Origin of the sequence: Cellulomonas fimi (assembly GCF_012952065.1) — a bacterium.
Classification (GTDB): Bacteria; Actinomycetota; Actinomycetes; order Actinomycetales; family Cellulomonadaceae; genus Pengzhenrongella; species Pengzhenrongella fimi_A.
This window is the reverse complement of sequence record NZ_JABCJJ010000042.1, coordinates 1-18,035: the sequence shown is the minus strand read 5'-3', so window position 1 is coordinate 18,035 and position 18,035 is coordinate 1. Positions and strand designations below refer to the sequence as shown.

Here is an 18,035-nt window from a genome sequence, read left to right as displayed (position 1 = left end):
CTGGCCAAGGCCCACCTCAACCTCGTCCCCGGCGACCAGGAGGTGACCGACCCAACCCTGGCCCTCACGGCCTGAAAACACCCCAGGGGTCACACCGCACCGCTACACCACTCCCCAGGACTTGACCGAGCCTGTTCGCGGGAGAATCAGGGTATGGCCGGTGATGACGAGGCGTTGTTCGCAGCGGAGGCGTTCCGGGTAGCGCCCCAGCCTGCATCGGATGCCGCGGGCGTGGACAAGACGTTCCGGGCGTTCGACCCGGATCAGGTCTTTTTGCTGCCGCCCTCGCTGGACGAGTGGCTGCCGACTGAGCATCTGGCGCGGTTCGTGGCGGATCTGGTCGATGAGCATCTGGACCTGTCGCGGATCTACGCCTCCTACCGCGAGGGACGCGGCGCGCCGCCGTATGACCCGCGGTTGATGGTGCGGCTGTTGATCTACGGCTACACCACCGGGGTGCGGTCCTCGCGGGCGATCGAGAGGGCCTGCATCGACATCGTGGCCTTCCGCTGGCTGGCCGCCGGGACGGCGCCGGACTACCGGTCCATCGCCCGGTTCCGTCGCCGTCACCTCTCGGCGCTGGGCCACCTGTTCCTCCAGGCGTTGGCGTTGTGCCAGGCCGCAGGCATGGTCAAGCTCGGCAAGGTCGCCCTGGACGGCACGAAGGTGCGCGCGAACGCCTCCAAGCGCAAGGCGATGTCGTATGCGCGGATGAGTGAGAAGGAGAAGATCCTGGCCCAGGAGGTCTCCGAGCTGCTGGCCGCCGCGGAGGACGTCGACCAGGACGAGGACGCTCGGTACGGCAAGGACAAGCGCGGTGACGAGCTACCGGCCGAGTTGGCTCGTCGTGAGTCGCGGCTGGTCAAGATCCGCGAGGCCAAGGTGGCGTTGGAGGCCGAAGCCGCCGCCGCGGCAGCTGAGAAAGCGGAGGCCAAGGCCCGCGAGAAGGGCCTGGACGAAGAGGCGGTGGCCGAGCGGGCTGCCGAGGCGGGGGCCAGCGCGGCGCCAAGGCCGAAGGCGCAGCGCAACTTCACCGATCCGCAGTCGAAGATCATGCTCACCGGCAGTGGCGCGTTCGAGCAGTGCTACAACGCCCAGGCCGTGGTCGACGCTGAGCATCAGGTCATCATCGCCACCGACGTCGGTGATTGCGCCGCGGACGTGAATACGCTGATCCCGATGACCGAGCAGGCCACCGCCAACACCGGACAAGCACCAGGCCAGCTGCTGGCCGATGCCGGGTACTGCTCGGCCGCGAACCTCGACGCTGCTGCCGAGCTCACACAGGCGACAGGCACGGAGTTCTTCATCGCCACCGGACGCCAGCGTCGCGGGGAGCCCGCCCCGATCGCACCGCGCGGGCCGATCCCGCAGGGCGCGACGGCCAAGCAGCGCATGGCCCGCAAGCTGGCCACGAAGAACGGCCGGGCCGTCTACGCCCGACGCAAGGTGATCGTCGAGCCCGTCTTCGGGCAGATGTCGATCCTGCAGAACGCCAAACAGCTCCTGCTCCGAGGCCTCGAAGGCGCCCACGGCGAATGGCTCCTGCTCGCGGCCTGCCACAACCTGCGAAAGCTCCACGGCCACATCGGCACCAGCGGACTCCCGGCCCTCCAGATGACCTGAGTACCGGGGCCACCGGCCCACCCAGGAGCCGCAGGACGGCCCCGAAGGCCCACTCAGGGCCGGCCCAGCGACCCCCGGGCGATCCACGCGCGATCCGGGCATAGTCGCCGAGCCACTCAGGAACGACCTACGCCGCGCCACCGCGCGCCGCCACACCGATACCGACCCACGCTCCTAGGGCCCGCACGCGGCAAGCCGCGCGAGGAGTCGGCGACCCTCACCCGTCGCGGCTTCCCGATCCGTTCCGTCGCGACCCTGCGGATGCGTTCTGTCCCGCTCGTCGGGCGGCGCGGCGCCGACGACGCCACCGAGGCAACCTCGCCGGGCCCTCGAGAGCGACCCAGATCCTGCCGGCCTGCGTCACGGCGCCGAGCACGACCACGGCGCTGAGAAGAATCACCGGGCCGACCATTGGTGCCGGGTCCGCCTTCGACGTCCGGTAGAGGACTCCCATGACGGCAGCGACGATGACCACCATGGTCCAGAACCACCGCCGCGCCCGCCTCACCTCAGCGCCGACCACCGGCATCAGTGGCCTCGGGCGTTGTTGATCCACACGTAGATGCTGATCGCGAGCATGCCGAGGGCGATCAGGGCCAGCACCGCAACCGCGAGCTTGCGCTCACGCCAGCTTCGTCTCGTGCTGCGGTCGAGGAACGGGACCAGGAACAGCAGCAGGAACACGGCGCCCATCACGATGCCCACCGAGGCGACCCCGAACCACTGCTCGAACGGGAAGAACCACCAGAACAACCACAAGGGGCGGGTGGTCTCGATGCCTTCCACCGGGGTTGGACCGATGATCGGCGGCACGAGGACCGACAGTGCTGTGAGGACGCCGATCAGCACGAGCCCGTAGGCCCCCGCCCGCTTCAGGTGGTGGGTGAACGGAGCAGCGCTCTCGTTGGCGGTGGCTGGGATGGCGGGGTGCGGTGAGATCTTGTGGCGCTTCACGAGCAGCGCATGGAGCACGAAGAGCGCCAGGAGCAGTCCGGGGATGATGACCGCGTGCGCTGTGTACAGGCGCAGTACGACGGGCAGCTCGGGCGCCAGGTCGCCGGTGAACCAGACCCCCAGCCCGCCGACGAGCTCGGCCACGTCGAGGTTGTGCGAGAGGGCCTCGAAGCCCTCCTGGTCCCACTTCAGCACCGTGCCCGTGAAGATCGCCAGGAAGGTCAGGAGCAGCATGGAGGCACCGATGATCCAGTTGCCCTCCCGCGGTCGCTTGAACGAGCCGTGGAGAAACACCCGAACCATGTGCAGCAGGGCCAGCACGTACATCGCCTGGGCCGCCCAGTAGTGCAGACCCCGCGCCAAGGCCCCGAGGGGGGCGCTCGTCATGATGGTCCGGACGGACTGGTTTGCCACCTCCGGCATCGGGTTGTACCACTGGGCGATGTAGATCCCCGTCACCAGCAAGGTGAAGAACGAGATCGCCGTCAGCGCTCCCAGGCTCCAGGCGAGGTTGTTGGCGTGCTCGGGCACCTCATAGGCGAGCGCCTTCAGGCCCATGCGCTCGTCGACGGCGTCGACCGCCCGGCGCCACCGGCTGGTGGGCCGTTCGACCGCCTCGTCCGCTCTCTCCACGTCGGCTCGTGTGCTCATGACGCCCTCCTTCCACGGAGCTCGCGCATCGCGTGGTCCGGCCGCCACCGGCGCGCGAGGTACAGACCTACGAGGACCGAGAAGGCGGCCAGAACGATCAGCACGACGTCGCCCGTGTCGCTGATGCCGAGGGCTGGGTCCATGGAGTCGAGCACGACGGTGGTCCCGCTCGCTGTGCCGGCCGTGTACGGCGCCGTGTCCGTCCCGACCATGCCCGGCTCGGGGATCGCGCCGTAACCCGTCGCCGCCCTGACATCCACCGAGGTCTCGAGGAGCTCGCGCGCTCCATCGAGCGCCTGGGCGTCGTCAGTGGCTCCCTGCAGCAACCCGAGAGCCGCCTCGACCTTGTCCAGGTCGACCCCGGTCGGGTCACGGGCCTGCAGCGCGTCCTCGATCCGTTCGACGATGCTCTCGGACGTGGCTCGGTTGGCGATCAGGGAGACGGCCTGCACGACGAGGAGGCGGCCCTCCTCGGTCTCCTCCTCGTTCGCTGCCGAGGGCAGCGCCTGAGCCACCACGAGCAGCAGGACAAGCATCGGGATCAGCGCCGTGCGCACCATCCGTGCTGCCGGGGAGCCATACGCTGCCGGGGAGCCATGCACAGACGTCATGCCGTCACCCCGCACCGGCGTGCGGCCGCGCGCGACAGGAGAGTCCGGAACACGCCGACGGGGTACCCACGTGAACCTACGCATGACACGCACTTTTCTGGGGAAGGCTCCGCAAGGCTAGCGCCGGACGGTGGACAGAAGAAGCCTTGCGCCGGGTGACGGGTCGGCTGCCCGGCCGATCCGATCCGCAGACGGATGCCGCGACCCTGCCCCGAGCTCGGCAGGCACGAGGCCGTCGTACGCCGATGTGCGCGCGACCCTTCCCGCGAGGTCGACGTCCATCGGCGCGGGGCGGAGGTCTCGCCGTAGGAGCGTGCCGTTGGCCCGGGCCGCTCCCGCCCGACGACGACAGGCCCCGCCGCGCTGGGCCGCAGCAGGCGGTGTCGGCTCATGGCGGCAGCGGATACGGATGCGGAGGACACGACAGGACCCATGCTCATCTCGACCGGACAGGTGCACGGACAGGACCGTTCATTCATGAAGGTTCCAGCTACTCGGCGGTGGGGTCTGCTCTCCGAGCGACGCCTAGGAGGTAGTCAGATCCGACGAACGTCTTCCATCGTGGGCCGACCTCGAGGCCACGACGGGACAGCTCCGCCAGGAACTGACCGGCGGCGAACCGGTCGTGCTCGGGATGGTCGAACAACCGGCGGTACGTAGGACGGGCGAGCGCCGCCGACGTCACCTCGACGAAGTAGAAGCGGCCGCCCGGACGCAGGACGCGCGCGACCTCGTCCAGGGCGGAGCGCCAGTCCTCGATGTGGTGGACGACAGCGAAGTCGAACGCGGCGTCGTACGACCCGTCCTCGGCCCCGAGAGCGCCGGCGAGGTCCAGGGCGTCACCGTGGACGACTCGGACCACGTTCGCGTGGCGGCGCAGCCGTCGGCGTGCCCGGACGACCATGCGGGGGTCCGGGTCGACGGCGTCGACCGACGACGCTCCCATCCGTTCGACGACGAGCTGCGTCCCGTAGCCGGAGCCGCAGCCGATCTCCACCGCTCGTCCGCCGTCGAGACGACCGCCGAGCCGGGTGAGCCACCGCACCTCGTAGAACCGCTGCAGCGCGCGCCGCGCCGGGTTGTTCACCGCCGCGCTCTCGAGCGCGTTCATCAGCACGGTCCACCTCCGCCGACCGACGGGGCCGGACGCCGAATCGTTCGTGGTGCGAGTCGTCGTGGACCACGGGTGCCCCGGTCCTGTGGCGCGGCTGCACCCGCGTCTGTCGTCATACGGGTCATCCTGGGGGCCGCTCGTCGTCCACGGGGCAAGGCTGGATGAAGAATCGATCAATGTTCGGTCCGTGCAGACCACCGGGTCAGCCGTCCAACATCGAACGTTGATCGAGCAGGTGGCCCGATCTCCATCCAGCCGGGAGATCCTCGTCCCCGAGGGACCGATGGTGCGTGAGCGCCCTGAGCGAGGTGGAGTCAGATGACCCTGAAGAGCTTGTCCACGAAGCTGTACCTGGGGATCGCCGTCGCGGCACTGATCGCGTGGGCCGTCGGCGTCCCGGGGAGGACGATCCTGACCTTCGCCGCGGTGGCCTTCATGCTGGCGATGCATGCCGGCGGCCACGGCGGCCACGGCGGCCACGGGGGCCACGGCGGTGGTCCACACGGTGGTCATGGGGACCGAGATCAGGCCGACCCGCACGCCGGGCACGCTGGAAGCGCGGGAGTGGCCACCTCGAGCGACGCCGACCAGGTCCCGGCGAGCAGAACCCAGTCCGGCCCGGCCGGTCGCGGCTGCCACTGACGCGCGAAACGAGGCAGTGGCCGCGCGTCGACACCACGCGGGCTCGAACGAACGTCGAAGGAACGACAGCACGGTCTCCATCGGAGCCGATCAGGCTCTCAGACAACGGGTGAGGCATCCCCGCCGATGGCTCGCCCACCTGCCCAAGGAGGAACCATGACCAGCCACGTGACGATCAACATCACGCCGAGAGAACGCGTCGCACGCATCCTGATGGGCGTGCTCGCGGTCGTCGGTGGATCGATCCTGCTCGCAGGTGCCGCGTCGGGGCCCGCCGTGGTCCTCGAGGTCCTCTTGATCCTGGCGGGACTCGACCTGGTCGTGACCGGGGCGCTCGGCCACTGCCCCCTGTACAAGAAGCTGGGTCACGTTCCGAGCTCGTTGAGGCAGGTGAAGTCATGACGCAACCGACGGCCGACAGGGTCACGAGCCCGCGCCCGGCACCACCGCCCGACACCGCGCACCCGGACACCCGGCTGCACGAGCACGACCGGCGCGAGCACCCCACGGAAGGCACCGGCGGTCACGGCCGCCACCGGCTGATGATGATCGCCTGCTGCGTCCCCATGCTCGTGATCGTGGGCGTCCTCGTCGCGACCGGGGTGGCGGGCTCCGCCGCGATCATCTACGCCATCGTCTGCCTGGGTGCGATGGCCGTGATGATGCTCGCGATGCCGGGTGGCCGCCACCACTGACACAGCTCGGGTGCGACGGCTCGGGTGCGACGCTCGTCGGTCCCGCCGCACCGCTCGTCGCTCGATGGTCAGGGCTTCACGTTCGGTGGGGGCTGGAGCTGATGACGGTGAGATCGACGCTTCCCAGGTTCGGCAGGCTGCGCCGGAGCTGATGGTCGGCCTGGGCGACGAGGGTTTCGGTCTCCGCGACCGTGGTCGACGGGTCCGCCGCGAGGGCTGCCTGGACGTTGAGCCGGTGCCCGGACCACCGGAGCCTGAGGTGGGTCACGGCGTGGACGCCGTCGACCTGCTCCAAGCAGTGTTCGGCGCGGTCGACCAGGTCGGGATCGACGCCGTCGAGGATGCGCCGCCCGACGTCGCGGGCGGTCCCCCACAGCAGGATCACGATCGCGACGGTGATCAGCAGGCCCACGATCGGGTCGGCGAGCGGAAACCCCGCCCAGACGCCGAGGACGCCCAGGACGACCGCGAGGGAGGTGAAGCCGTCGGTGCGGGCGTGGAGACCGTCGGCGACCAGCGCCGCGGACCCGATGCGCCGCCCGGTGCGGATGCGGTAGACGGCCACGGCCTCGTTACCGGCAAATCCGACGAGCCCGGCAGCCAGGACCCATCCGAGGTTGTCCAGCGGCTGGGGCTGGGCCAGGCGGCGGATCGACTCGCCGCCTGCCACGACCGCGGACAGGGCGATCATGGCCACGATGAACAGACCGGCGAGGTCCTCGGCCCGCCCGTAGCCGTGGGTGTACCGCCGGGTCGGGACGCGCCGGCCCAGGACGAACGCGATCCACAGCGGGACAGCGGTCATGGCATCGGAGAAGTTGTGGATGGTGTCGGCCAGCAGTGCGACCGAACCGCTGATCGCGACGACGGCGAGCTGCGCCACCGCTGTGGCGCCGAGGACGACCAGGCTGATCTTGACGGTGCGGATGCCCTGGGTGCTGGCCTCCAGCGCATCGTCGATCGAGTCCGCCGCGTCGTGGCTGTGCGGCACGAACACCTCGCGCAGCCACCCACGAATCCCCGCCGGGTGGTCGTGACCGTGCTCGTGTGCATCGTCGTGGTGGTCGTGTGGACCGGGCGGGTTCACTGCTCCTCCTGAGTGTGGTGGTGACGCGGCTGGGCATCGACGGAGTGCTCGGCCTGGGAGATCGCGTCCGTCACCAGCTGCCGAGCGTGCTCGTCGGTCAGCTTGTAGAAGACCCGGGTACCCTCCTGGCGGGTGGTCACCATGCGCGCCAGGCGCAGTTTCGCCAGGTGCTGGGAGACCGTCGTCGGGGACTTGCCGACCGTCCGTGCCAGGTCGCCGACCGCAAGCTCCTCACCGCCCAGCGCCACGATGATCCGGACACGAGTCGCATCGGCCAGCATGGCGAACACCTCCACCGCCAGGTCCACGTACGGCGAGTCCAGTGCGAGGGTGCAGTTGTTCGAACCTTCGTTCATACGTAGATCCTTACACGCGACGTGTCGGCGCACACCCATCGGCTTCCCAGGTCCCCCTCGCTCGGGTCTCGTCGGGATGTGCCGAGGGCGATGGCCGTCGCCTCCATGGAGGGCAGCTCCGGGCGACGGCAAGTGCTGTGCCGTGGAGCGGAACGCGACACCGAGGCGGCGTAGCAACCGACCGGCTTGACGAGAACTTGATCGTTCCTCCGGGGTTCCTTCGTCCAGGTCGTCGAACCTGGACAGGGCTCGACCACCTCGAGCCCGCCGACGACAGAACCGGAGATCGCCTGTGGCGCGCTCGACCCGAGCCGGTGGTGTCAGGCACACCGGACGCCGGACCAGCCCCACCCGCGAAACATGCACTTCGTCACGGACGTGTGCGCATGGCGGGTGAGGGACCTACGGTTCCCGTACACGGCCGCCGCGTCGCGGAGAAAGCGCCCCGCCCACCACTGCGTTCGGCTTCCTCGAGCCGGCGCGCCGAGCAGCGGGAGCCCGATCCCCGCGCGTCTGTCGCCGACACCGCAGCCAGTTGCACGCGCATCACCACCGTTCCCACACCGGCACCGACCCGTCGATCGCTACGGACCCCGGCACCTGTCCGGGACCCGGTTGCGCCGACGCCGGACTCGACTGCACGCAGGGGGCGGCAGCGGACCTCGGTGGAAGCACGTCGTCGCCGCGCTGGGATGAGGGCAGCTCGCGGCGCGTTGGTCCTCGGGCTCGCCGCCTCGATCGCCGTCGTCACGTACGGCACCGGTGCATCCCGCGACTCCGCTGCGGCAGCAGCTGCGCCGGTTGCCGACGCTGCGTCGATCTCAGTCGGTGAGGTCCTTTCCGTCGCTCGGGTGGACCTGAAACCGCCACCATCGCTCACGGTCGGCCCCCATGCTCCCCGCGGCGGGGCGCGCGCATCTCGCGGTGGCGAACGCGCCGAAGTGCCCCTGTGCGACGGTGTGGTGACGGACATCGGCACCAACGGCCGGGTACCGGTCGAGGAGCTGTGCGACCTGTGGCAGGCCCCCTACCGGGATCGCGCCGATGCCGCCGTCGCCCTGATCGCCCTGAACGAGGCGTACGAGGCTCGGTTCGGCACCGCCATCTGCCTGACCTCGGGATATCGCACATTCGAGTAGCAGGCGAGGTTGCGTTCCGTCAAGGGCGGTCTGGCCGCACCTGCCGGCCTCAGCAACCACGGTTGGGGCCTGGCGGTAGACCTGTGCCCGGAGTCGTACACGGGGCCGCGCGGCGCTTGGTTGCACGACGTCGGGCCGGTGTTCGGCTGGGACAACCCCGCCTGGGCTCACCGCGGCGGCGGCGGACCGTACGAGCCCTGGCACTGGGAGTACGTACCAGGTGTTCGAGACATCGAACGAAGGGCTTGATCGACAACGCGTCTGTCGCCTGGCGCCCAGTTGACACACCGGCTGAGATCGGGCCAGGCGGGCGGAGTCCTCGAGCCGGGCCGGGTCCTGTCCCTGGGCGGCGACACCCCTTCCGTGCCGAGGACGGCGTCCACATGGAATCTTCATGGAATGCGGATGGGGCCTTCGGGGGTGCCCGCCCAGGGTGAACACGTCAGGTTCCCGTTCCGAGGAGACCCGTTGTGTCCACCGTGCCCGTCCCGCCACCGCTGGTGGTCACCGTCGTCCGCGCCCCGGCCTGCCACTTCTGTGCCGACGCCGAGCAGGTCTTGGGTGAGCTGGGGCGCGACTACCCCTTGACCGTGCGCACGCTCGAGGTGGCCTCACCCGAGGGCCGGAACCTGGTCGCCGAGCACCGCGCCGCCATGGCCCCGCTCGTGCTCCTCGACGGGCAGTACTTCAGCTCCGGGCGACTGCCGCGCAAGAAGCTGCTCAAGGAGCTGCAGGCACGTGCTGGCAGCCCGGCTCTCCAGGTCGGGCAGCGCTGACGTGGGAACGGAGCTGCTGACCACGGGCAGCATCCTGGCCGCGTTTCTCGCCGGTGGGGTCGCGCTGTTCGCCCCGTGCTGCATCGTGTTCCTGGCGCCCAGCTATCTCGCCGGAGCCGTCAAGAACCGACGTTGGCGGCTGCTGCCCCTGACCTTCGTCTTCGCCGCCGGGCTCGCGGTGGTCCTCGTCCCGATCACGCTGGGGATGGGCCTGCTCGCCGGGGCGATCGCGCGGTACCACCAGCCGCTGTACTACGTCGGAGGGGCGCTGATGATCGCCCTGGCCGGCCTGGCGCTCTCGGGGAAGATGTGGTCGTTGCCGTCGTTCCTGCGCGCTCCGGACACGAGCCGCGGTGACAGCGCGAGCTTCTTCGCCCTCGGGGTGTTCTCCGGCATCGCCTCGAGCTGCTGCGCGCCGGTGCTTGCCGGGGTGATGACGCTGTCGGTCCTGTCCGGTTCCCCGATCGGCGGCCTCGCCCTCGGGCTGACGTATGTGTTCGGGATGGTCTTCCCGCTGTTCATCATGGCTCTCGTGTGGGACAAGGCTCGCCTGGGCGAGAAGAAGTTCTTGCAGGCCAAGCCGGTGCGCGTCCGACTCGCAGGGCGGGTGCTGGTGACGAACACGCTGAACGTCGCCGTCGCGATCGGGTTCGTCATCATGGGCGGTTTCGTCATCGCTCTGTCGGGCAGCACGGAGATGACCGGCGGTTCCGCGTTCCAGGACGGCGCCAGCCGGCTCCTCACCGACGTGTTCGCGCGCGTGCAGACCTGGCTCGCACCCGTGCCCGAGATCCTTCTGGGCCTCGGGCTCCTGGCCGTCGTCGCAGCGTTCGTCTGGGCCACGCTCGCCGGACGCCGCCGGCAGGCTCACGAGACCACCGGCCCGATGCCCGACGACGACGGCGCGGCATCGCCCGACCCCGCGCCGTCGTGCCATGCCGCCCCTGACCCTGTCGCCACGACCACCGATCAAGGAACCCTCCGATGACATCAGCCAGTGCCACCCGGCGCCTCCACGAACGTCAGCAGACGCTCCAGCGCGTCCAGGGCCGCCAGAAGACCGCGGCACGCCGCTCCAGTCGCATCACCTGGGCGGTGTGGGGCGTGGTCCTGCTCGTCGTCGGGCTGCTGGTCACCTTCGCCCTGCTCAGCGCCCAGCCCACCAGCTCGGCGGCCGCCCGGCAGGCACCCGACTTCACCCTGCCGAGCACCGACGGGTCCAGCGTCTCCCTGGCCGACTTCCGCGGCGAACCGGTCGTCCTGTTCTTCAACGAAGGTGCCGGCTGCGACTCCTGCCTGCTGCAGATGGCCGAGATCGAGAAGGACGGCGGGCTCGCCAAGGCGGGCATCACCGTGCTGCCGATCGTGATGAACACGGCCGAACAGATCGACCCCGACCGCGCCCGCTTCGGCGTCCGCACCCCCTTCCTCCTCGACGACGGCACCGTCTCCGAGCAGTACGGCGCCCTGGGCACCGGAATGCACGAAGGGCTGCCCGGGCACGGGTTCGTCCTCGTGGATGCCGACGGCGTCCAACGCTGGTCCGGCGACTACCCCTCGATGTGGCTCGACCCGGCCGACCTGCTGAAGGAGGTGACCCAGCGCCTGTAGACGCGACCACAGTCACCCTCCACGACCCCATCACCGTGCAAGGAGAGGACCGATGAGCACGTGCTGCCAGCAGAACACCGACACACCGACCCACGACCGGGACGAGGAGGCGACCTGCTGCGAGACGGCGTCCGGGTCGACGGCGACCACCTGCTGCTCGACCGCGTGACGTCGGGCCGCACAACCCGGCCGAGTCGGCCGGGACACGGTGAGGATCCACACGCGCCGACTCCTCGCCACCGTCACCGTGCTCGCTTCGAGCCCCGGACTCGCACATTCTTCACTCCGACGGCGTGATCTCCCGCCAGGTGCGACCGCTGTCGTCCGTGCGGTAGATGCGGGCATCGAAGGCGGCCACGAAGCTGCCGCCTCCCACGGCCACGAGCTCCTGAGGCGGTCCCATCGACGATCCAGGGCCCGACCACCGCTGGCCGTCGAACGTCCACAGTGCGCCGTCGATGTCCAACCCCGAGAGCACCGGGGGAACGTTGGCCTCGCCCGCCCCGTCGGTTCCCGGCCCAGCGGTCGCCGGGACGTGGTCGATGACCACCAGAGGTGTCGGCGAGGGGGTCGGGAACGCGCCGAACGCGTCGCCGCCGTCGGCGCTGAGCAGAAGACCATCGACCGTTGTGGCGATCAGCCGTCCGTCGCCGCCGGGAACTGCCTCGAGATCCCGTGCCGCGAGCTGGGCACCGTTGCGCCAGGTACGGCCCCCGTCGTCGCTGCGACCCACGATCCCGCTCGTCGAGTCCCATCCGTAGACGCGTGAGGTCTCGGCGGTCAGCACGTGGAAGTCGCTCTGCCCGACCAGGCTGAGCTCGTGCCACGTCTCCCCGCTGTCGTCGCTGCGCAGCACCCCGAGATTGGCCGGGCCTGGCTCCCCGGCACCGGGGTGACCGCTGGCGAGGAACACGTCGGGGCCCGTGATGGTGAACCCCATGGTGTCGCGGAGTGCGTCACCCACGGGACGGATGGTCGTGCCTTCCACGGCGAAGAGGCCGCTGTGCGTGGCGGCGTAGAGGACCCCGTCTGCGGGGTTCACCTCGAGGCCGTGGACGTGGCCGACACCGCCGGGCACGTCTGCGCCCGTCGTGGCTGGTGAACCGTCGGTGCCGGTGGAGGTGCATGCGGCGAGCGTGACGAAACCGGCGAGTGACACGGCGGCACGCGAGACCAGGAGGGCGGGTCGCATCGAAAATCCTTCAGCATGGAGCAGACGGCGGTGGGGGCCGGGGCAGCCCGACCCCCACCGCGCGACGACGAGGTGGTCAGATAGTCTGGAGCATCTGCTCCATCTCGGCGATCTCGGTGGTCTGGGCATCGATGATCGTCTGTGCGAGCTCGAGCGCCTGCGGGTTCTCGCCGTCTGCGAGCTGCGCCTCGGCCATGTCGACCGCGCCGCGGTGGTGCTCGATCATCAGCTCGAGGAACCGCCGGTCGAAGTCCGCGCCCGAGAGGCCGGAGAGCTCCTCCATGGCGGCCTCCTGGTCCATGCCGCCCATGTCCATGCCGCCCATGCCGCCGCCGGCCGGCTCTTGACCCCAGGCCTCGAGCCATGAGGTCATCTTCTCGATCTCGGGGCCTTGGGCGGCGGAGATGTCCTCGGCGAGCGACCGGACTTCGCCGGTCGCAGCGTTGGACACCGCGAGGTCGGCCATCTCGATGGCACCCTCGTGGTGGATGATCATCATCTGGGCGAACGAGATGTCGGCGTCGTTGTGGGCCGCGTCCACGGCGGCCGTCTCCTCGGACGTTCCCGTCGTCGCCTCCGAGGCGACGGTCGGGTCGGTGCCCTGCGAGCTGCCGCCGCAGGCGGCGAGGGTCATCGCCAGGGCGAGGGTGCCGCCTGCGGCGGCGATACGGGTGTTGCGCGTCATCAACGTCTCCATCGTCTTGTCTGGGGCATGCCGGGTCCGTGCGCGCCGCGGCTCTGCCGGACGCGTAGCGGCGACCTCTACACCCGCATGACGCACAAGGAGAAGTCGGGTATCGGCACCGCTCGTCCAGCTCGGGCGGACGGCCGGGCTGCTGCTGTCAGGGCGTTGCCGAGTGGTGCCGGTGCGCGCGGTATGCGTCGCCTCCAGCGCTCGGCAAGGCGGAAGAAAACGAGAGCGATGCCACCGGCCAGCGCGAGAACGCAGCCGACCATCAGCAGCCCGTGGGCGTCAAGCGCCGTGAGGAAGGACGAGCCGACGACGGCGACGGTGACCTGTGGTGCCGATGCGGCGTCGGTACCGGCTGAACGCACAGAGCCGGCGCTGTGCTCGGCGGACGCGACCACCGCAGGCAGGACGTTGTGGGCTCCAGCCTGCGCCATACCCCCGGACGCGCCGTGCATCAGCGCCAGGCCCGCGAGGACCGCTGAGGCGAGGGCGAGTGCGGTGAGTCTGCGCATGTCCTCGCCGTGTCCCCTTGAGCTCACCCGTGCTGAGTCGTGATCGTTCGTGCCTCGACGAGGCTAACAACGGTTGCGCAGCTTCACCGCCTCGGCGGTCCAGCCGCCGAGGCGCCTTCATCGGTTCTTGATCAACCGTGAAGGGCCTGCCACGGCCTGGCCTCTGGAGGATCGGTCCATGAGCACTGAAGTGGCGCGCCCCCGCACGACCGATGCCGACGCGGCGGTACAGCGCACCGCTGCACCGCCGCGCCGATCGGCCTGGACCGTCCTGACGGGCGCCGTGGGGGCGACGATGGGTGTGGCACCGCACGTGCTGCATCATGTGGGCCCGCTCGTGGGTACCGCGCTCGTCGCCGGCGCAGGGGGTACCGCACTCTTCGGTCTGCTCGGCCTCATCGCCTCGGTGCCGATGCTGCTCAGGCTCCGACGCCGTTTCGGGAGCTGGCGAGCACCAGCGCTCGCGCTCGTCGCCTTCACGGCGATGTTCCTCATCTCGGCGCTCGTGATCGGTCCCCGCATCAGCGGTGCGGATGACCCTGCCGGCCCCGAGATCACCGAGGTCCAGCACGGCGAGCATCATCCGTCCTGACGGTCGCGAGCGTCACGACGTGGCATCCAAGGCGGCTGGGACCGCCGCGGGTGCCCCACCGGCCTACAGCGATTCTGACTACGCCGTGCGAGCCGGGCGGCCGCCGGGGCGGTCGTACCACTGCTCGAGCCAGGCCTGCAGCTGGGCGATCTCGCCGACCTGCTCAGCCCGGATGTCCTCGCACAGACTCAGCAGATCAGGGTGCTCGGCGCGGAGGAGGCAGACTCTCGCTTCCTGGAGCGCGGCCCAGTGGTGGCGGACCATCGATCGCATGAACGCGATCTCGAACTCGGCGCCGGACAAGGACTCGAGCCGGTTCATCGCCCGCATGTCGCCCCGACTCATCTGCGGTTCGTAGCCGATGCCGTACCACTCGTCGAGCCAACCCTGCATCAGGTCGACCTGAGCGGACTGGGACTCGATGATCGACTCGCACATGCCGCGAAGCTCGCTGTGGGTGGCCTTCGCCACGCACGTCTCAGCCATCATCGTCGCCATGGTGTGGTGGTCGATCATGTCCTTCAGGAAGTCGACCTCGAACCGTGCGGTCTGCACGGTCGACGCTGGTGCGTCGGCGGCCAGAGGGGCCGCGCCCGCAGCGGTTGCCGTGAGGACCGAGCCTGCCGCGAGCGCCGCTGCCGCGACCACCGCCAGGGGACGACGCACCTGCACAGCCGTTTCGTGGTTCATGATCCCTCCAGTGATGTCTTCGGTTCGGCTGGAAGCGATGACGGACCGCGGCGCGAGGCTCCTTGGCTCTCTCGACCCCGGTTGCGTCATCGGGACCGGTGCTCGCGCCCGGTGCCCACTGGCGACCCGGCGGGAAGCTCAGCCGATCGCGGCAAGCAGCTCGGCGCAGGCGTTCTCGCACGCTCGGCAGGCCTCGGCGCAGATGCGGCAGTGCTCGTGCATCCCGGCGTGCGCCTCGCACTCGTCACCGCACGCCTTGCACGCCGTGACGCATGCCTGCAGCACGGCGCGCGTGATGTTCGCGTCGTACCCGGTGTGCCGGGACAGCACGTTGGCCGCGGCGACGCAGATGTCCGCACAGTCGAGGTCGGTGCGGATGCACTTGCGCAGGTCCGCGACCATCTCCTCGCTCAGGCACGCGTCGGCGCAGGCGGTACACGCCTGGGCGCACTGCAGAAGGGCGTCCACGGTTCGTGCCAGCTGCTGGCGGTCGAGGTTGATCTCGGCCGGGTAGCTCTCCATCATCGCGGCGGTCTGCATGCTGGTCTCCTAGGGACTCGCTGGGGCGCGGACGACGCCCACGCAGTCTCGGCACGCGCCGCCCTCTGGCGGAAACCACCGTACCCACGCATGGTGTCGACCGCACCCGGGGGGCCCACGCCACCCTGCACGCGGAGACGGAGGCTGTTGCCTAGGTCGCCACGCGCCAGCGTGAGGTCGCTCGCCTCGATCGCGCGTCGGTGCCGGTGCCCACCGCGATGCCCAGGTCGGACTGAGCCAACGCGGCGGAGTCGTTCACGCCGCAGCCCGAGCTCCCGGAGCTCACGAGGCCGAGCGCGAAGCCGCCACGCCCGGCCCGATCGCTCACGCGGTCGTCTCGGTCAGCTCGTACCCTGCCTCGTCCACGGCGGCGCGGACCTGGTCGACGGTGAGCTCGGTGGCACTGCTGACAGTCACGTGGGACTGGCCGCCCGCCACGAGGTCGACCTCGACCTTCTGCACCCCGGGGATCTTCCCGACCTCCTCGGTCACCGAGGACACGCAGTGCCCGCAGGTCATGCCGGTGACGTCGTACGTGGTGGTGGTGGTAGTCATGACTGCACTCCTCGTTCGTGGGGGTTCCAACCTCGGCGAGGTCACCACGTTTGTACCCCCTACGGGTATTCGAAGCAAACGGTCGGAGGAGTCTCGACGAGTCAGTCCGTCGGCTCCGGCGCGGTCGCGGGTCGTGCGCTCCGGCGCCGATCACGCGCCTGTCCGTCGGAGTCATGGCCTCCCCCGGCGCGCACCGCACGCCGCCGACCCCGGGCAGACGCGAGTACCCCTGCCGCCAGCGCGACCACCGCTGCGACTTGCACCACGGCTGCCGGCCATCCCCCGAGCCGGTCGGCCAGCGTGAGGGTCGTGCGGAGCGGCAGCTCTTGGATCATGGCCGCGCTGGTGAAGAGCTCTGTGCTCTGCTGGAGCTCCCCGGTCGGGCTGATGATCCCGCTGACCCCGACGGTGGATACCTGCACCACGGCCCGACCGTGCTCGACGGCGCGGAACCGGGACATGGCCAGCTGCTGCGTGGACTCCTGGGTCATGCCGAACGAGGCGTTGTTCGTGGGGATGACGATCAGCTCGCCCCCGGCCAGGACCGACTCGCGGATGAGCTCGTCGTACGCGACCTCGAAACAGATCGCGGTGGTGATGGGCACTGTGCGCCCCAGCCGGGCGACGTCGACGGGCAGCAAGGCCATCTCTGTGCCCGCGGCCATGTCCGTCGTCACCAGGTCCACCGCGGAGGTCAATCGGCGGAACAGATCGCGGTAGGGAATGTACTCCCCGAACGGGACGGGGTGCTGCTTGGTGTAGCTGACGTCGCTGCCCCGGCCGGGCTCCCAGAGGATGTAGTCGTTGTAGCGCGTCTCCGGGAGGAACCGTTGCGTGCCCAGCAGGATGGGCGCTCCGACGGACCGCGCCGCGGCGTCGACGGCCTCGCCGGCCTGAGCGTCGCTGCGCGGGTCGATGTCCGAGGCGCTCTCCGGCCACAGCACCAGGTCGAGCTCCCCCGGCGCCACGTCGTCCAGCAGCTGCCGGGTGCCGGCGACGTGGTTGGCGAGCACCGCGCGGGCCTGCGACATCGCCTCGGCCCCCCGGGTCGGCACGTTCCCCTGCACCACCCCCACCCGCACGCTGCCGACCTCCTCCTGACCGTCGAGGTTGATCAGGAGGGGGGCGAGCACCGGCACGACGGCCAGTCCCAGAGCCGCGCCGGCACGGCGGACCTCACGACGGCGCAGGTGGTCGATCGCCAGGGCGACGAGTGCTCCGACGACGACGACGGCGCCGCTGACCAGCGTCGTGCCACCGAGCGAAGCGACCGGGAGCAACGGTCCCTCAGTCTGCGAGAACGCCAGGTATCCCCACGGGAATCCACCGAACGGCCACCGACCGCGGAGCTGCTCGACCGCGACCCAGAGCACTGAGCACACGAGCACCTGGAGCCAGGCCCGGCTCTGCACCCACGGGGCGCGGCGGGCCCAGATCCACACCACACCGAAGATCCCGACGGTGCTCGCCTCCATCACGGAGAGCGCGATCCAGCCGATCGGCTGACCGACCGCCTCGTTCGCCCACCACAGGTGCGGCAGGAAGAACCCCAGGCCGAAAGCAGACCCGGTCAACAGTGCCCCTCGGGCGGAGTCCCTGCGCAAGGCCAGCAGGAGAAGTGCAACTCCGACGAAAGCCATCGGCCACCACGACTTGGACGGGAACGCCGTCTCCGTCACGAGTCCGCCCAGCGCGGCCAACAACAGGCTCGTCCCCAGACCGGTCCGCTGACCAGCGGCGGGCTCGAGGCGCACGTCCGCTCCCTCGGGGAGCTTGGTCCTGGAGGGGCGCGGCGACGAGGCTGAGAGGTTCAAGGCATTCATTAGACGTAGGAGAGTACCGTCACCATCCGGTGGCGGACTCCGGCCGACGCATGTCAACGTCGGCCGAAAATTGACCCCCTGGCGTCGGGCGAAAATTGACCCCCTTGGTGTGGTTCGTGCCGGTCAGCGTGTGCTGGCCGGTGTGGTGGTGAGTAGGTCTCGGCGGGTGCGGGTGCGG

At 70.0% G+C, this 18,035-nt stretch carries 22 protein-coding genes; 10 read left to right on the top strand and 12 right to left on the bottom strand.

The genetic code is table 11. The features are described from left to right. The first annotated feature begins 231 nt into the window (after positions 1-231). Positions 232-1,626 carry an IS1182 family transposase gene (locus HIR71_RS15375; protein ID WP_472595106.1) on the top strand — a complete coding sequence of 465 codons (1,395 nt, stop codon included), beginning with the start codon at positions 232-234 and terminating at the stop codon, positions 1,624-1,626. A 528-nt stretch (positions 1,627-2,154) separates the two neighbouring features. On the opposite strand, the gene HIR71_RS15370 is transcribed toward HIR71_RS15375, so the two are convergent. The 3 genes from HIR71_RS15370 to HIR71_RS15360 all read right to left on the bottom strand — a co-directional run bounded on the left by HIR71_RS15370 (position 2,155) and on the right by HIR71_RS15360 (position 4,953). Further along, the gene (locus tag HIR71_RS15370) at positions 2,155-3,231 is read right to left on the bottom strand and encodes a cytochrome b (protein ID WP_169325951.1); all 1,077 of its coding nucleotides are present in this window, start codon (positions 3,229-3,231) and stop codon (positions 2,155-2,157) included. After that, a complete protein-coding gene (locus tag HIR71_RS15365) occupies positions 3,228-3,842 on the bottom strand; it encodes a hypothetical protein (RefSeq protein ID WP_169325950.1) in 615 nt (204 codons plus the stop codon). Before HIR71_RS15365 ends, HIR71_RS15370 begins: the two co-directional genes overlap by 4 nt. A gap of 490 nt (positions 3,843-4,332) precedes the next feature. Further along, positions 4,333-4,953 (bottom strand): class I SAM-dependent methyltransferase, encoded by a 621-nt coding sequence (locus HIR71_RS15360; protein WP_211374291.1) that lies wholly within the window; start codon positions 4,951-4,953, stop codon positions 4,333-4,335. Positions 4,954-5,274: 321 nt separating this feature from the next. Here HIR71_RS15360 and HIR71_RS16535 point away from each other — a divergent pair, with 321 nt between their 5' ends. From HIR71_RS16535 to HIR71_RS15350, 3 genes are all read left to right on the top strand, one after another. Continuing rightward, positions 5,275-5,598, top strand: coding sequence for a hypothetical protein (locus tag HIR71_RS16535; RefSeq protein ID WP_211374290.1), 324 nt, complete (start codon positions 5,275-5,277; stop codon positions 5,596-5,598). 156 nt (positions 5,599-5,754) lie between these two features. Then, positions 5,755-6,000 carry a YgaP family membrane protein gene (locus HIR71_RS15355; protein ID WP_169325948.1) on the top strand — a complete coding sequence of 82 codons (246 nt, stop codon included), beginning with the start codon at positions 5,755-5,757 and terminating at the stop codon, positions 5,998-6,000. Beyond that, positions 5,997-6,293 (top strand): hypothetical protein, encoded by a 297-nt coding sequence (locus tag HIR71_RS15350; RefSeq protein WP_169325934.1) that lies wholly within the window; start codon positions 5,997-5,999, stop codon positions 6,291-6,293. Before HIR71_RS15355 ends, HIR71_RS15350 begins: the two co-directional genes overlap by 4 nt. 76 nt (positions 6,294-6,369) lie before the next feature. Here the strand turns inward: HIR71_RS15350 and HIR71_RS15345 are convergent, their stop codons facing one another. Continuing rightward, on the bottom strand, positions 6,370-7,380 hold the full coding sequence (locus HIR71_RS15345) for a cation diffusion facilitator family transporter (protein ID WP_169325947.1): 1,011 nt from the start codon (positions 7,378-7,380) through the stop codon (positions 6,370-6,372). Continuing rightward, the gene (locus HIR71_RS15340; RefSeq protein WP_169325946.1) at positions 7,377-7,736 is read right to left on the bottom strand and encodes an ArsR/SmtB family transcription factor; all 360 of its coding nucleotides are present in this window, start codon (positions 7,734-7,736) and stop codon (positions 7,377-7,379) included. The genes HIR71_RS15345 and HIR71_RS15340 overlap by 4 nt, the downstream gene beginning before the upstream one ends. Positions 7,737-8,428: 692 nt before the next feature. Here HIR71_RS15340 and HIR71_RS15335 point away from each other — a divergent pair. The 5 genes from HIR71_RS15335 (at position 8,429) to HIR71_RS15315 (ending at position 11,262) form a co-directional block, all read left to right on the top strand. Next, positions 8,429-8,875 carry a M15 family metallopeptidase domain-containing protein gene (locus HIR71_RS15335; protein ID WP_169325945.1) on the top strand — a complete coding sequence of 149 codons (447 nt, stop codon included), beginning with the start codon at positions 8,429-8,431 and terminating at the stop codon, positions 8,873-8,875. Positions 8,876-8,884: 9 nt separating this feature from the next. Continuing rightward, positions 8,885-9,124: a M15 family metallopeptidase gene (locus tag HIR71_RS17640; RefSeq protein ID WP_169325944.1), complete on the top strand. Its 240-nt coding sequence runs from the start codon at positions 8,885-8,887 to the stop codon at positions 9,122-9,124. Between the two features lie 221 nt (positions 9,125-9,345). Next, the gene (locus HIR71_RS15325; protein ID WP_169325943.1) at positions 9,346-9,651 is read left to right on the top strand and encodes a thioredoxin domain-containing protein; all 306 of its coding nucleotides are present in this window, start codon (positions 9,346-9,348) and stop codon (positions 9,649-9,651) included. Further along, the gene (locus tag HIR71_RS15320; RefSeq protein WP_311836320.1) at positions 9,614-10,639 is read left to right on the top strand and encodes a cytochrome c biogenesis CcdA family protein; all 1,026 of its coding nucleotides are present in this window, start codon (positions 9,614-9,616) and stop codon (positions 10,637-10,639) included. The genes HIR71_RS15325 and HIR71_RS15320 overlap by 38 nt, the downstream gene beginning before the upstream one ends. Continuing rightward, entirely contained in the window at positions 10,636-11,262 is a 627-nt protein-coding gene (locus tag HIR71_RS15315; RefSeq protein ID WP_169325942.1) for a peroxiredoxin family protein, read from the top strand. The genes HIR71_RS15320 and HIR71_RS15315 overlap by 4 nt, the downstream gene beginning before the upstream one ends. Positions 11,263-11,542: 280 nt before the next feature. Here HIR71_RS15315 and HIR71_RS15310 read toward each other — a convergent pair whose 3' ends face one another. The 3 genes from HIR71_RS15310 to HIR71_RS15300 all read right to left on the bottom strand — a co-directional run bounded on the left by HIR71_RS15310 (position 11,543) and on the right by HIR71_RS15300 (position 13,657). Beyond that, a complete protein-coding gene (locus HIR71_RS15310; protein WP_169325941.1) occupies positions 11,543-12,454 on the bottom strand; it encodes a F510_1955 family glycosylhydrolase in 912 nt (303 codons plus the stop codon). A gap of 76 nt (positions 12,455-12,530) precedes the next feature. Beyond that, positions 12,531-13,139: a DUF305 domain-containing protein gene (locus HIR71_RS15305; RefSeq protein WP_169325940.1), complete on the bottom strand. Its 609-nt coding sequence runs from the start codon at positions 13,137-13,139 to the stop codon at positions 12,531-12,533. Positions 13,140-13,216: 77 nt separating this feature from the next. Next, positions 13,217-13,657, bottom strand: coding sequence for a hypothetical protein (locus HIR71_RS15300; protein WP_169325939.1), 441 nt, complete (start codon positions 13,655-13,657; stop codon positions 13,217-13,219). 73 nt (positions 13,658-13,730) lie between these two features. Between HIR71_RS15300 and HIR71_RS16530 the strand changes: the two genes are divergently transcribed. Next, positions 13,731-14,249, top strand: a complete 519-nt coding sequence (locus tag HIR71_RS16530) for a hypothetical protein (protein WP_211374289.1) — start codon at positions 13,731-13,733, stop codon at positions 14,247-14,249. Positions 14,250-14,327: 78 nt separating this feature from the next. Here the strand turns inward: HIR71_RS16530 and HIR71_RS15290 are convergent, their stop codons facing one another. The 4 genes from HIR71_RS15290 to lnt all read right to left on the bottom strand — a co-directional run bounded on the left by HIR71_RS15290 (position 14,328) and on the right by lnt (position 17,857). Beyond that, complete coding sequence (locus HIR71_RS15290) at positions 14,328-14,939, bottom strand: DUF305 domain-containing protein (RefSeq protein ID WP_169325938.1); 612 nt, start codon at positions 14,937-14,939, stop codon at positions 14,328-14,330. 138 nt (positions 14,940-15,077) lie between these two features. Then, positions 15,078-15,479: a four-helix bundle copper-binding protein gene (locus HIR71_RS15285; protein WP_169325937.1), complete on the bottom strand. Its 402-nt coding sequence runs from the start codon at positions 15,477-15,479 to the stop codon at positions 15,078-15,080. Between the two features lie 324 nt (positions 15,480-15,803). Continuing rightward, entirely contained in the window at positions 15,804-16,034 is a 231-nt protein-coding gene (locus HIR71_RS15280; protein WP_169325936.1) for a heavy-metal-associated domain-containing protein, read from the bottom strand. A gap of 101 nt (positions 16,035-16,135) precedes the next feature. After that, the gene (gene lnt, locus HIR71_RS15275) at positions 16,136-17,857 is read right to left on the bottom strand and encodes an apolipoprotein N-acyltransferase (protein WP_169325935.1); all 1,722 of its coding nucleotides are present in this window, start codon (positions 17,855-17,857) and stop codon (positions 16,136-16,138) included. Between the last annotated feature and the right edge of the window lie 178 nt (positions 17,858-18,035).

Excerpts from the sequence above, each read along its gene's own strand:
- HIR71_RS15340 (WP_169325946.1), bottom strand. The coding sequence starts at position 7,736 with ATGAACGAAGGTTCGAACAACTGCACCCTCGCACTGGACTCGCCGTAC.
- HIR71_RS15365 (WP_169325950.1), bottom strand. The coding sequence starts at position 3,842 with ATGACGTCTGTGCATGGCTCCCCGGCAGCGTATGGCTCCCCGGCAGCA.
- HIR71_RS15360 (WP_211374291.1), bottom strand. The coding sequence starts at position 4,953 with ATGAACGCGCTCGAGAGCGCGGCGGTGAACAACCCGGCGCGGCGCGCG.
- HIR71_RS16535 (WP_211374290.1), top strand. The coding sequence starts at position 5,275 with ATGACCCTGAAGAGCTTGTCCACGAAGCTGTACCTGGGGATCGCCGTC.
- HIR71_RS15310 (WP_169325941.1), bottom strand. The coding sequence starts at position 12,454 with ATGCGACCCGCCCTCCTGGTCTCGCGTGCCGCCGTGTCACTCGCCGGT.
- HIR71_RS15285 (WP_169325937.1), bottom strand. The coding sequence starts at position 15,479 with ATGCAGACCGCCGCGATGATGGAGAGCTACCCGGCCGAGATCAACCTC.
- HIR71_RS15290 (WP_169325938.1), bottom strand. The coding sequence starts at position 14,939 with ATGAACCACGAAACGGCTGTGCAGGTGCGTCGTCCCCTGGCGGTGGTC.
- HIR71_RS15335 (WP_169325945.1), top strand. The coding sequence starts at position 8,429 with ATGAGGGCAGCTCGCGGCGCGTTGGTCCTCGGGCTCGCCGCCTCGATC.
- HIR71_RS15300 (WP_169325939.1), bottom strand. The coding sequence starts at position 13,657 with ATGCGCAGACTCACCGCACTCGCCCTCGCCTCAGCGGTCCTCGCGGGC.
- HIR71_RS15350 (WP_169325934.1), top strand. The coding sequence starts at position 5,997 with ATGACGCAACCGACGGCCGACAGGGTCACGAGCCCGCGCCCGGCACCA.
- lnt (WP_169325935.1), bottom strand. The coding sequence starts at position 17,857 with ATGAATGCCTTGAACCTCTCAGCCTCGTCGCCGCGCCCCTCCAGGACC.
- HIR71_RS15315 (WP_169325942.1), top strand. The coding sequence starts at position 10,636 with ATGACATCAGCCAGTGCCACCCGGCGCCTCCACGAACGTCAGCAGACG.
- HIR71_RS15355 (WP_169325948.1), top strand. The coding sequence starts at position 5,755 with ATGACCAGCCACGTGACGATCAACATCACGCCGAGAGAACGCGTCGCA.
- HIR71_RS15305 (WP_169325940.1), bottom strand. The coding sequence starts at position 13,139 with ATGACGCGCAACACCCGTATCGCCGCCGCAGGCGGCACCCTCGCCCTG.
- HIR71_RS15370 (WP_169325951.1), bottom strand. The coding sequence starts at position 3,231 with ATGAGCACACGAGCCGACGTGGAGAGAGCGGACGAGGCGGTCGAACGG.
- HIR71_RS15280 (WP_169325936.1), bottom strand. The coding sequence starts at position 16,034 with ATGACTACCACCACCACCACGTACGACGTCACCGGCATGACCTGCGGG.